Annotated in this window: 8 protein-coding genes and 1 riboswitch; of the genes, 1 reads left to right on the top strand and 7 read right to left on the bottom strand. The window is 72.7% G+C overall.

The window, feature by feature from the left end; translation table 11 throughout:
- Positions 1–61 precede the first annotated feature (61 nt).
- Positions 62–799 carry a ZIP family metal transporter gene (locus ABZ027_RS39105; RefSeq protein ID WP_356777098.1) on the top strand — a complete coding sequence of 246 codons (738 nt, stop codon included), beginning with the start codon at positions 62–64 and terminating at the stop codon, positions 797–799.
- Positions 800–834: 35 nt separating this feature from the next.
- Here the strand turns inward: ABZ027_RS39105 and cobI are convergent, their stop codons facing one another.
- The 7 genes from cobI to ABZ027_RS39070 are packed head-to-tail and all read right to left on the bottom strand — an operon-like array spanning position 835 to position 11,823.
- Positions 835–1,584, bottom strand: a complete 750-nt coding sequence (gene cobI, locus ABZ027_RS39100) for a precorrin-2 C(20)-methyltransferase (protein ID WP_356777096.1) — start codon at positions 1,582–1,584, stop codon at positions 835–837.
- Complete coding sequence (locus ABZ027_RS39095; protein WP_356777094.1) at positions 1,581–3,065, bottom strand: cobyrinate a,c-diamide synthase; 1,485 nt, start codon at positions 3,063–3,065, stop codon at positions 1,581–1,583. Before ABZ027_RS39095 ends, cobI begins: the two co-directional genes overlap by 4 nt.
- On the bottom strand, positions 3,059–3,658 hold the full coding sequence (gene cobO / locus ABZ027_RS39090) for a cob(I)yrinic acid a,c-diamide adenosyltransferase (protein ID WP_356777092.1): 600 nt from the start codon (positions 3,656–3,658) through the stop codon (positions 3,059–3,061). Before cobO ends, ABZ027_RS39095 begins: the two co-directional genes overlap by 7 nt.
- Positions 3,658–5,688, bottom strand: a complete 2,031-nt coding sequence (locus tag ABZ027_RS39085) for a putative cobaltochelatase (RefSeq protein WP_356777090.1) — start codon at positions 5,686–5,688, stop codon at positions 3,658–3,660. The genes cobO and ABZ027_RS39085 overlap by 1 nt, the downstream gene beginning before the upstream one ends.
- Positions 5,685–9,356 carry a cobaltochelatase subunit CobN gene (gene cobN / locus ABZ027_RS39080; protein WP_356777088.1) on the bottom strand — a complete coding sequence of 1,224 codons (3,672 nt, stop codon included), beginning with the start codon at positions 9,354–9,356 and terminating at the stop codon, positions 5,685–5,687. The genes ABZ027_RS39085 and cobN overlap by 4 nt, the downstream gene beginning before the upstream one ends.
- Positions 9,353–10,885, bottom strand: coding sequence for a cobyric acid synthase (locus tag ABZ027_RS39075; protein ID WP_356777086.1), 1,533 nt, complete (start codon positions 10,883–10,885; stop codon positions 9,353–9,355). Before ABZ027_RS39075 ends, cobN begins: the two co-directional genes overlap by 4 nt.
- Positions 10,882–11,823 (bottom strand): cobalamin biosynthesis protein, encoded by a 942-nt coding sequence (locus tag ABZ027_RS39070; protein ID WP_356777084.1) that lies wholly within the window; start codon positions 11,821–11,823, stop codon positions 10,882–10,884. Before ABZ027_RS39070 ends, ABZ027_RS39075 begins: the two co-directional genes overlap by 4 nt.
- A gap of 100 nt (positions 11,824–11,923) precedes the next feature.
- Positions 11,924–12,056, bottom strand: a riboswitch (cobalamin riboswitch).
- Positions 12,057–12,196 lie beyond the last annotated feature (140 nt).

Here is a 12,196-nt window from a genome sequence, read left to right as displayed (position 1 = left end):
AAGTTCAGTGCTGCTGGGTTCGGAGGTGCGTGACCGGGCCCTGATCGGATACCAAGGGCACATGGCGGTCTTTGTCGCGCTCGGCGCGTTCCTGATGACGCTGGCGGGCGGCTGGACGGCACTGCGGGTGACCGACCGCCGCCATCTCGTGCTGGGCCTGGCCGGCGGCCTGATGCTCGGCGTGGTCGGCCTGGACCTGCTGCCGGAGTCGCTGGAAGCGGCCGGCACCGAGGTCTTCGGCGTCCCCGCCGCGCTGCTGCTGTTCGTGGCCGGATTCCTGCTGGCCCACATGGTGGAACGCCTGCTCGCGGGCCGTCAGGCCGCGCACGGCGCCGAGGAAACCGCTCCCCGCGACGGCAGGGCGCCCCAGGTGGGCCTGACCGCGGCCGCGGCGATGGTCGGCCACAGCGCCATGGACGGTGTGGCGATCGGCGCGGCCTTCCAGGTCGGCGGCGGCATGGGCGCGGCGGTCGCGCTGGCCGTCGTCGCCCACGACTTCGCGGACGGCTTCAACACGTACACGATCACGAGCCTCTACGGCAACGCCCGCCGCCGGGCCCTGGCGATGCTGTTCGCGGACGCGGCGGCCCCGGTCGTGGGCGCGGCCTCCACGCTGTTCTTCACGATCCCGGAGGGGGTGCTCGGCGGCTATCTCGGGTTCTTCGGCGGCGCGCTGCTGTATCTCGCGGCCGCCGAGATCCTCCCCGAGGCCCACCACGAACACCCCGCCCACTCGACCCTGCTGTGCACGGTCGCGGGAGTGGCGTTCATCTGGCTGGTCGTCGGAGTCGCGGGCTGACACCGCGGGTCTCGGGGGGCCGGTTCTTGACGGGCTCACAGTTTTCCGCCCCGGCCGCCGTCGCGTCGCGCGGGTGCGATGAGCGTGGAGAGATACGGCAGCGGAGCACCGTCGAGGTCGGCGGCCGGGCGGATGGACTCGGACTCCAGCCCGAGCGCCGACCCCCACACGGCGTCGCCGAGCCGCCCGGTCTCCCGCAACGCCTCGGCCACCTCCCGTGACTGCCGCCCGAACTTGTACGCGACGACGGTCCCGGGCCCGTTCAGGGCGTCCTTGAGCGCGGCGGCCCCGGCGGTGACGGGTACCAGCGTGAGCGGCTCGGTCCCCTCGGTGAGGACGGCCCCCGAGCGTGCCGCGAGGTCCTGCATCGCGGTGATTCCGGGCACGGTCTGCACGACCACGCCCGGCACCAGCTCGGTGATGGTCTGCGCGAGATAGGTGAAGGTGGAGTACACGTTCGGATCGCCGATGGTCGCGAAGGCGACGGAACCATGGGCTTCCAGCAGCCGGGCGACCCGCTCTCCGGCGGCGTCCCAGGCGGCCTCCCGGCGGGCCCGGTCACTGCGCTCGTTGAGCGCGAACACCACCCGGACGACCTTCTCCTCGGGCACGTAGTGCAGCACGGTGGCTTCCGCGCGACCCCGCTCACCCCCGTCCTGCCCGTCAGCCGCCGCCATGACGGGTACGACGACCACCTCGGCCTCCCGCAGAGCGTTGACGCCCTTGACGGTCACCAGCTCCGGGTCCCCGGGCCCTACCCCGACTCCGATCAGTCTGCTGCTCATGACGTCCGGCACCTCTCCACGAACCGACGGGCGACACCGGGCTCGGACGCCCAGTGCGTGTGCAGATAACTCGCGTGCACACCCTGCTGTACGAAACCTTCGAGCCGCCGTCGGGGGGCACGCACACCCCAGGCGGCGACCTCCCCCGCCCCGGGCTCCACCATGGTCCGGTGGAACTCGTGCCCCCGCATCCGCGTCCCGGCCTCGGCGAGCACGCTGTCACTGACGGCCACGGCGTCCCGGTACCCGAGCGTGAGCCGCTCGGACATCCGCGCGGTCGTGTCCAGCACCCCGCACATCGGCAGCCCGTCGAGCTCACGGCTGAGATAGAGCAGCCCCGCACACTCGGCGGCGACCGGAGCGCCACTCTCCGCGAGGGCCGCGACGGACTTGCGCAGGGGTTCGTTGGCGGACAGCTCGGCGGCGTACACCTCGGGGAAACCGCCCCCGATGACCAACCCGCGCGTTCCGTCGGGAAGTTGCTCGTCCCTGAGCGGATCGAAGACGACCACTTCGGCCCCGGCCGCGGTGAGCAGCTCGGTGTGCTCCGCGTAGGAGAAGGTGAAAGCGGGCCCCCCGGCGACGGCGACCCTCACGCCGGACGGCCCCTTGAATCGCCGGTCCGCTTCTCCCAGCCCGTCCGGCGTTTGAGGACGAGGCCCGTCCAGGGCCGAAAGCGGGGGCCCGGGGGCGGCAGCCCCCAAAGACGGGAAGGGAAGGGGCGGCGGGGGCGAAGAACCCAGCACCTCACCCGCATCCCAACCCGCACCCGACAACACCCCCGCACCGCGCGCCAGCCCAAGCAGCCCCTCAAGATCACACCCGGACACCACCTGCTCCGCCATCGCCGCAACCGCCTCCACCGCCGAAGCCCGCCGCTCGGCGACCGGCACCAGCCCCAGATGCCGCGAAGGCGTCTCCACCTGAGCCACCCGCCGCAGCACACCGAACACCGGCACCCCCGCCGAGTCCAACGCCTCCCGCAGCAACTCCTCGTGCCGATCCGACCCGACCTTGTTCAGGATCACGCCCCCGACCCGCACCTCCGGGTCCCAGGAGGCGAACCCGTGCACCAGCGCCGCCACCGACCGGGACTGCGACGAGGCGTCGACGACCAGCACCACCGGCGCCCGCAGCAGCTTCGCCACATGAGCCGTGGACGCCAGCTCGCCCTCCCCGGCGGCCCCGTCGTACAGCCCCATCACACCCTCGACGACGGCGAGGTCACAGCCCCGCGCACCGTGCGCGAACAACGGCCCGACCAGCTCCGCCCCGCACAGATACGCGTCGAGGTTCCGCCCCACCCGCCCGGTCGCGAGCGCGTGGTACCCGGGGTCGATGTAGTCCGGCCCGACCTTGTGCCCGGACACGGCAAGCCCGCGCGCGGTGAACGCGGCCATCAACCCCGTGGCGACGGTGGTCTTGCCGCTGCCCGAGGAGGGCGCGGCGATGACCAGCCGAGGGACGGAGGACGTCACCATTCGATGCCCCGTTGCCCCTTCTGCCCGGCGTCCATCGGATGCTTGACCTTGGACATGTCGGTGACGAGGTCCGCGAAGTCCACCAGCTTCTCGGGCGCGTTGCGTCCGGTGATCACCACATGCTGGGTGCCGGGCCGGTTCCGCAGCACGTCGATCACCTCGTCGGTGTCGACCCACCCCCAGTGCATCGGGTACGCGAACTCGTCGAGCACGTACAGCTGGTACGTCTCGGCGACCAGGTCCCGCTTGACCTGCTCCCAGCCCTCCCGGGCCTTCTCCTCGTTGTCCAGCTGCTGATCGCGCTGGACCCAGGACCATCCCTCGCCCATCTTGTGCCAGTCGACGGACCCGCCCTGCCCGGACGCACCCAGCACCCGCAGCGCGTTCTCCTCGCCGACCTTCCACTTCGCCGACTTGACGAACTGGAACACTCCGATCGGCCATCCCTGGTTCCAGGCCCGCAGCGCGAGACCGAAAGCGGCGGTGGACTTGCCCTTCCCGATGCCCGTGTGGACGACGACCAGCGGCCGGTTGCGGCGCTGCCGGGTCGTCAGCCCGTCCTCCGGTACGACACTCGGCTGTCCCTGCGGCATTACGCGGCCCTCCTCGAATCGCCCTGAACTTCCCTGACCAGCCCGGCGATCGAGTCCGCCCGCAGCTCGTCCAACGTCACCGCCGTACCGCCCAGCTCACCCGCGAGCTGTCCGGCCAGTCCCAGCCGCACCGGCCCCGACTCGCAGTCCACGACCACCGAGGCGACCGAGTCGGCCGCGAGGAGACGGGCCGCACGCCCGGCGAGCGCGACCGGCTCGACCCCGCCCGTGGCGCGCCCGTCGGTCACCACCACGACCAGCGCCCGCCGAGCCGGATCCCGCAGCCGCTCCACCCGCAGCACCTCGTGCGCCCGCAGCAGGCCCGCCGCGAGCGGCGTCCGGCCGCCCGTCGGCAGGGACTCCAGCCGAACCGCCGCCGCGTCCACGGAGGAGGTCGGGGGCAGCGCCACCTCGGCGGCCGAGCCCCGGAAGGTCACCAGCCCCACCTTGTCCCGCCGCTGGTAGGCGTCCAGGAGCAGGGACAGCACGGCACCCTTCACGGCACTCATCCGCTGCCGGGCCGCCATGGACCCGGACGCGTCGACGACGAACAGCACGAGATTCCCCTCGCGCCCCTCCCGCGTCGCCTGCCGCAGATCGTCCCGCCGTACGACCAGCCCACGCCCCGAGCGTCCGCGCGCCCGCTGATGCGGCGCCGCCGCGTGCACGGTCGCCGCCAGGTGCAGCTTGGTCAGCGCCCCCCGGGGCCGCCGGGCCCCGGTCGTCCGCCCCTGCTCGGTCCGCGCCCGTGACCGCCTTCCCGCGACACCCTCACCGAGACCGGGCACGCTCAGGACCTTGGTACGGAAGGGCTCGGACGCCCGCGTCGGCTGCTGCTCGCCCGCGCCGCCACCGGAGGACTGCGGCTGTCCGCCCTCCTCCCCGGCCTCGGGCCGCGCCCCGGTGTCACCGCCCTCGTCGGGCCCCTCGGACGGCGGCTGCCCGCCACCGCCGCCGTCCCCGTCGGGCCCCGGACCGTCAGGATCCGTCCCGTCCGGATCCGGGTCCTCGTCGTCCGAGCCGCCGAACTCCTCCAGGGTCTCGTCGAGTTTGTCCTCGTCGAGTCCGGGCGCGTCGAAGGGATTGCGTCGCCTGCGGTGCGGCAGCGCGAGCAGCGCGGCCTGCCGGACATCCTCCGCGAGGACCTCCGTCCGCCCGGCCCACGCGGCCAGCGCGCTCGCCGTCCGGGCCATCACGATGTCGGCCCGCATGCCGTCCACCTCGAACGCGGCGCAGGTCGCCGCGATCTGCCGCAGCGCCCCGTCGCCCAGCCGCACCGACGGCAGCAGCTCCCGCGCCGCCACGATCCGGGCCCGTACGGCGGCCTCCTCGGCGGCCCAGCGCGCGGCGAAGCCGGCCGGGTCGTCGTCGTACGCGAGCCGTCGCCGCACCACCTCCACCCGCTGGTCGGGCTCCCGCGAGGCCGCGACCTCGACGGTCAGCCCGAACCGGTCGAGCAACTGCGGCCGCAGTTCGCCCTCTTCGGGGTTCATGGTCCCGACGAGCAGGAACTTCGAGGCGTGCCGTACGGAGACACCCTCGCGTTCCACGTACGACGCGCCCATCGCCGCCGCGTCGAGCAGCAGGTCGACCAGGTGGTCGTGGAGGAGGTTGACCTCGTCGACGTACAGGATCCCGCGGTGCGCGTCGGCGAGCAGCCCGGGCTCGAAGGCCTTCACGCCCTCGGCCAGCGCCCGCTCGATGTCGAGGGCGCCGACGAGCCGGTCCTCGGAGGCACCGACGGGGAGTTCCACCATGCGGGCGGGACGCCGGGCACCGCCGCCGGTCTCGTGCGGCCCGTCCGGGCAGTCGGGGTCGGGTGCGCCGGGGTCGCAGGAGAAACGGCAGCCGGGGACCACCGAGACCTCCGGCAGCAGCGCCGAAAGGGCCCGCACCGCCGTCGACTTGGCGGTGCCCTTCTCGCCGCGCACCAGCACCCCGCCGACCGCCGGGGACACGGCGTTCAGCAGCAGCGCGAGCCGCAGGTCGTCCTGACCGACGACGGCCGTGAACGGGAACGGGGTACTCACTTGTCGTCGCCCTCCAGATCGCCTTCCAGCTCCAGGTAGGTGGCCCGCAGCCGTTCCATGGTGTCCGCGTCCGGCTCCGCCCACAGTCCGCGCTCGGCGGCCTCCAGGAGCCGTTCCGTGATGCCGCGCAACGCCCAGGGGTTGGACTTCTTCATGAAGTCCCGGTTCTCCTGGTCGAAGACGTACTCGGCGCTGAGCTTCTCGTACATCCAGTCGTCGACCACGCCCGCCGTCGCGTCGTACCCGAAGAGGTAGTCGACCGTCGCCGCCATCTCGAAGGCGCCCTTGTAGCCGTGCCGCCGCATCGCCGCCATCCAGCGCGGGTTGACCACCCGGGCGCGGAAGACGCGGTGGGTCTCCTCGCCGAGCGTGCGGGTCTTGACCTGGTCGGGGACGGCCGAGTCGCCGACGTACGCCTCGGGGGAGTCGCCCGTCAGATGGCGGACCATGGCGACCATGCCGCCGTGGTACTGGAAGTAGTCGTCGGCGTCCACCAGGTCGTGCTCGCGGGTGTCCACGTTCTTGGCGGCCACCGCGATCCGCTTGAACGCCGTCTCCATGTCGCCGCGCGCGGCCCGCCCGTCGAGCCCGCGCCCGTAGGCGTAGCCGCCCCACACCGCGTACACCTCGGCGAGGTCGGCGTCGGAGCGCCAGTTACGGGCGTCGATCAGCGGCAGCAGCCCGGCGCCGTACGCGCCCGGCTTGGAACCGAAGATCCGGGCGGTCGCGCGCCGCCGGTCACCGTGCTCGGCGGTGTCGGCGTCGGCGTGCGCGCGCACGTAGTTCTGCTCGGCGCTCTCGTCCAGCTCCGCCACCGCCCGCACCGCGTCGTCGATCAGCCCGACCACATGCGGGAACGCGTCCCGGAAGAAACCGGAGATGCGGACCGTGACGTCGATGCGGGGCCGGCCCAGCTCCGCTGGCGGGACCACCTCGAAGCCGGTCACCCGGCGCGAGGCGTCGTCCCACACGGGGCGGCAGCCGAGCAGCGCGAGGATCTCGGCGATGTCGTCGCCCTGGGTGCGCATGGCGGAGGTGCCCCACACCGTCAGGCCGACGGACTTCGGGTACGCGCCGGTGTCCTGGAGGTAGCGCTGGACCAGCGAGTCGGCCAGCGACTGGCCGACCTCCCAACTCAGCCTGGACGGAATGGCCTTGGGGTCGACGGAGTAGAAGTTGCGGCCGGTCGGCAGGACGTTGACGAGCCCACGGGTCGGGGAGCCGGACGGACCGGCCGGGATGTAACCCCCGTCGAGCGCCTTGAGGATGTGGCCGATCTCGTCGGTGGTCCGGGCCAGCCGCGGTACGACCTCCGTGCAGGCGAACTCCAACACGGCGACCGCGTCGGCCAGTTCGGCGCCGAGCACCTCACGCACCAGGGGCGCGCTCTCGGCGGCCGCCCAGCCCCGCTCCTCCATGCCTTCGGCGAACCGCCGGCACAGCTGCTCCAGCAGGTCGATCGCGTCGGCCGCCGAACGAGCGGGCCCCTCGACGAGGTCCGTCAGCTCCGCCGGGACCTTGAGCGGCGCCCCCGGCTCGGCCAGCAACTCCTTCTCCACCAGCCCGAAGTGCGCGGCCAGCGACGCCCGCAGACCGGGCAGCGCGTTCGCCTGCCCGCCCCACACCTGAGACGCCCGCAGCACGGCCAGCACCAGGTTCACCCGCGGCTCGCCGACCGGACCGCCACCGAGGATGTGCAGGCCGTCCCGGATCTGCACGTCCTTGATCTCGCACAGATAGCCGTCGATGTGCATGACGAACTCGTCGAAGGAGTCGTCGTCCGGCTGGTCGTCGACATGCAGGTCGTGGTGGAGCTCGGCCGCCTTCACCAGCGTCCAGATCTGCGCCCGCACGGCCGGCGCCTTCGTCGGGTCCAGGTCGGAGACGAGCGCGTACTCGTCGAGGAGCTGCTCCAGCTTGGCCAGGTCGCCGTAGGTGTCGGCGCGGGCCATCGGCGGCACCAGATGGTCGACGACGGTGGCGTGCCCCCGCCGCTTGGCCTGGGTGCCCTCACCGGGGTCGTTGACGATGAAGGGGTAGATGAGCGGGAGTTCACCGAGGACGGCGTCGGGGGCGCAGCCGCCGCTGAGCCCGAGCCCCTTGCCGGGCAGCCACTCCATCGTGCCGTGCTTGCCCATGTGCACGATCGCGTCGGCGCCGAAGCCCCCCTCCGATGTTGCAGCCTCCAGCCAGCGGTAGGCCGCCATGTAGTGGTGCGAGGGCGGCATGTCGGGGTCGTGGTAGATCGCGATCGGGTTCTCGCCGAAGCCGCGCGGCGGCTGGATCATCACGACGACGTTCCCGAACTGGAGCGAGGCGAGCACGATGTCGTCGCCGTCCACGTACAGGTTGCCCGGCGGCTCGCCCCAGGCCTCCAGCATGCCGTCCCTGAGGTCCGGGTCGAGGGTGTCGAACCAGGCCCGGTAGTCGGCCAGCGGCACCCGGGCGGGCGCGGCGGCCAGCTGTTCCTCGGTGAGCCACTCGACGTCGTGGCCACCGGCGTTGATCAGCCGGTGGATCAGCTCGTCGCCGTTGTCGGGGTGGCCCTCGACGACGTATCCGGCGTCCCGGAGCGAGTCCAGCACCCGCACCGCCGAAGCGGGCGTGTCCAGACCCACCGCGTTGCCGACCCGGGAGTGCTTGGTCGGGTACGCGGTGAACACCAGCGCGAGTTTCTTGTCGGCGTTCGGCTTGTGTGCCAACCGGGCGTGCCGTACGGCGATCCCGGCGACCCGCGCGGCCCGCTCGGGGTCGGCGACGTACACCGGGACGTCGTCCGGGCCCTGCTCCTTGAACGAGAACGGGACGGTGATCAGGCGCCCGTCGAACTCCGGGATGGCCACCTGCATCGCCGCGTCCATGGGGGACAGGGCGGCGTCCGACTCGTCCCAGGCCTTCCGGGAGGACGTCAGACAGAGGCCTTGCAGCACGGGGACGTCGAGGTCGGCGAGGGCTCCGATGTCCCAGGCCTCCTCGTCACCGCCGGCCGACGCCTGCGAGGCGTGGGCGCCGCCCGCCGCGAGGACGGTGGCGACCAGGGCGTCGGCCTGCTGGAGGATCTCGTACAGCCCGGCGTCGGCGCCGCGCAGCGAACCGCAGTACACCGGAAGGGCGTTGGCGCCCGTCGCCTCGATCGCGTCGCACAGCGTGTCCACGAAGGCCGTGTTGCCGCTCAGTTCATGGGCGCGGTAGAAGAGCACGCCCACGGTCGGACGGCCCTCGACGAGGTCACGCCCGCCATGGACGCCGTACTCCGGCATCTTCCGCGGTTCGACGAACCCCTCACCCGTCAGCAGCACGGTGTCGGACAGGAAGCGCGCCAGTTCGGTGAGGTTGTCGGGCCCGCCCTCGACGAGGTACCGCAAGGCCTCCGCGACGACGCCCGCGGGCACCGACGACTCGGCCATCAACTCCGCGTCGGGCACGCTCTCCCCGCCCAGCAGCACGGTCGGGACACCGGACGCCTTCAGCGCCGCCAGCCCGTCCTCCCAGGCCCGCTTGCCGCCGAGCAGCCGTACGACGGCGATGTCCGAGCCCTCGAGGAGTCCCGGAAGGTCCTCCACGACGTCCACCCGGTTCGGGTTGCCGATCCGGTACGCGGCACCGGAAGCGGCCCGGGCCGCCAACAGGTCCGTGTCGGCGGTCGACAACAACAACACTGTGCTCATGCGGGCGCTCCCGGTGGAATGAAAGGCAGTCCTTGCGGCGCGCCGGACTCGATGAGCCGCCACAGCGCGTCCGTGTCCGCGTGCTGTTCGATCAGGTCGCCGAGCCGGTCGAGCTGCTCCTCGCGCAGCGCGGCGAACGAGGTGTCGGCGGCCGGCACGAAACGCCGGCCCGCGGCGGCCGCCACCTCGCGCAGGAAGGCCCGCCGGAAGCCGTCCGACTCCAGCGAGCCGTGCCAGTGGGTGCCCCAGGTCTGGCCGACCCGGCAGCCGTCCAGACTGTGTCCATGGTCATCGGAGATGAACGTGTCGCCTCCGGAGATCTCGGCGACCCCGTGATGGATCTCGTATCCCTCGACCCGTTCGCCCAGGGCCTCGCCCACCGGCCGGGTGAGGGTCTTCTCGCGGGCGAAGCGCACCCTCACGGGCAGGATCCCGAGCCCGTCCACGTGTCCGCGGCGGCTCTCGACGTCGTCCTCGATGTGCTCGCCGAGGATCTGCAGGCCGCCGCAGATACCGAGGACGGGCCGGTGCTCGGCGGCCCGGCGCCGGATGGCCTCGGCCAGCCCGCGCTCGCGGAGCCACTCCAGGGCACGCACCGTCCCCCGGGTGCCCGGGATCACGACGAGATCGGCGTCGGCCAGTTCCTCGGGCCGGTCCACGAACCGCACCACGGCGCCGGGTTCGGCGGCCAGCGCGTCCACGTCGGTGAAGTTGGACATGAGGGGGACCGCGCAGACGGCGACCCGCAGCACGTCCTCGCCGACGGGCGGGGCGGTGTTCGACTCCCGGACCGTCCCTCGCAAGGACACCCTCAGCCCGTCCTCCTCGTCGATGCCGAGGCCGTGCCGGAAGGGCAGGACGCCGTAGGTGTGCCGCCCGGTCAGCCCGTGCAGCATGTCGAGGCCGGGCTCCAACAGGCTGACGTCGCCCCGGAACTTGTTGACCAGGAACCCGGCGACGAGTTCCTGGTCCTCGGGCGAGAGCAGCGCGACGGTCCCGAAGAAGGAGGCGAAGACGCCCCCGCGGTCGATGTCACCGACCACGAGCACCGGAAGCCGCGCGTTGCGCGCGATGCCCATGTTCACGATGTCGGTCCGCCGCAGGTTGATCTCGGCGGGAGAACCGGCCCCTTCACAGATCACCGCGTCATACGTGCCCCGCAACTCGGCCAGACAGTCGAGAACGGTCCCCAGCAACTTCTGCTGCCGCCCGCCGTGGTAGCCACGAGCGCTCAGCTCCCCGACCGGCTTGCCGAGCAGCACGACCTGACTGCTCTGTTCGCCGCCCGGTTTCAGCAGCACCGGATTCATCGACGCGGTCGGCTCGATCCGGCAGGCCTGCGCCTGCATGGCCTGCGCCCGCCCGATCTCGGCCCCCTCCCGCGTCACGAACGAGTTGAGGGACATGTTCTGCGCCTTGAAGGGCGCGACCTTGACGCCCTGGCGCACCAGCCACCGGCAGATCCCCGCGGTGACGACGCTCTTGCCGGCGTCGGAGGTGGTGCCGGCCACCAGAAGACCACCGCTCATCGGCCACGCCCCCTGATCAGAAACCGCCCGGCGGCACTGACGCCGAGCGCCAGCAGACCGACGTTGCGGGACAGCCGTACCGCCCGCTCGATGTCGTGTGTGGCCACGGCCCGCCCTTCCCCGTTCAGCACGGGCCGGTGCTCCACCCGGCCCCCGTACGACAACGTCCCGCCCAGCCGCACCCCGAGCGCGCCAGCGAACGACGCCTCCACGGGCCCCGCGTTGGGACTCGGATGCTGTGCCGCGTCCGCTCGCCAGGCGCGCACGGCACCTCGCGGAGCGGGTCCCGCGAGCGCCGCCAGGACGGCGGTCAGCCGCGCCCCCGGCCAGCCCGCGACGTCGTCGAGCCGCGCGGACGCCCATCCGTAGCGCCGGTACCTGGGCGACTTGTGCCCGACCATCGCGTCGAGGGTGTTGACGGCCCGGAACCCGAGAAGGCCGGGCACCCCGCCCACGGCTCCCCACACCAGCGCCCCCACCACGGCATCGGAGGTGTTCTCGGCGACCGACTCGACGACCGCGCGCGCGATCCCGTCGGCGTCGAGCGCCTGCGGATCCCGCCCGCACAGATGCGGCAGTCGCGCCCGCGCCCCGGTGAGGTCCCCCGCTTCCAGCGCCCGGGCGATGCTCCGGGCCTCCCGCGCGAGCGACGTCCCGCCGACGACCGCCCACGTGGCGGCACCGGTCAGCGCGACGGAAGCGGCGGGTGAGGTACGTACGGCACGAGTGGCCGCGGCCCCGAACGCGACGGCGCCACCGGCGCACACGACGGTGTGCAGCGCGCCCCAGCCCCGGTGGTCCCGCCACAACACCCGTTCCACGGCACCCGCGGCCCGCCCGAACAGGGCGACCGGATGCCCACGGCGAGGATCACCGAGGAGCAGGTCGCCGAGGAGGCCGGCGGCGGCGCCGTACGCGAAGACGCGGTCGGCACGCATGGACTCAGCCGACCGCTGTCACAGACGGGGCGCAGCTACGGGATCTCGAACGGCAGCCGAGCATGGCGATATGTCCTCACTCAGGGTGTCCACGCCCTGGTTCGACGAGACCGGCGGCGAGAGTTCCTGGCTCCCGGGGCTTTCTACCCCGGTGACAGTGGCGGGACCGCGCCGGACTCACACCGGCTTCCTCTTCTGCCGCCGTACATGGCCCCGGCAGTCCACCACGGGGTTGGAAGGGCCGTCAACTTGCCGTTGACCTGCGAAGGGAGAGTGTGCTGAGACCCACACGCGCGCGGTCTCACTGACCCAGCAGGTGACGTCCCAGCAGCGGGTCACGGTCGCCTCTCTCGGCGCGGGCGACCTGCTCGGC

It is taken from the genome of Streptomyces sp. NPDC006332 (assembly GCF_040612855.1).
Lineage (GTDB): Bacteria > Actinomycetota > Actinomycetes > Streptomycetales > Streptomycetaceae > Streptomyces.
Note: the sequence above shows the minus strand (reverse complement) of the source record. Positions and strands in the feature narration are given on the sequence as shown.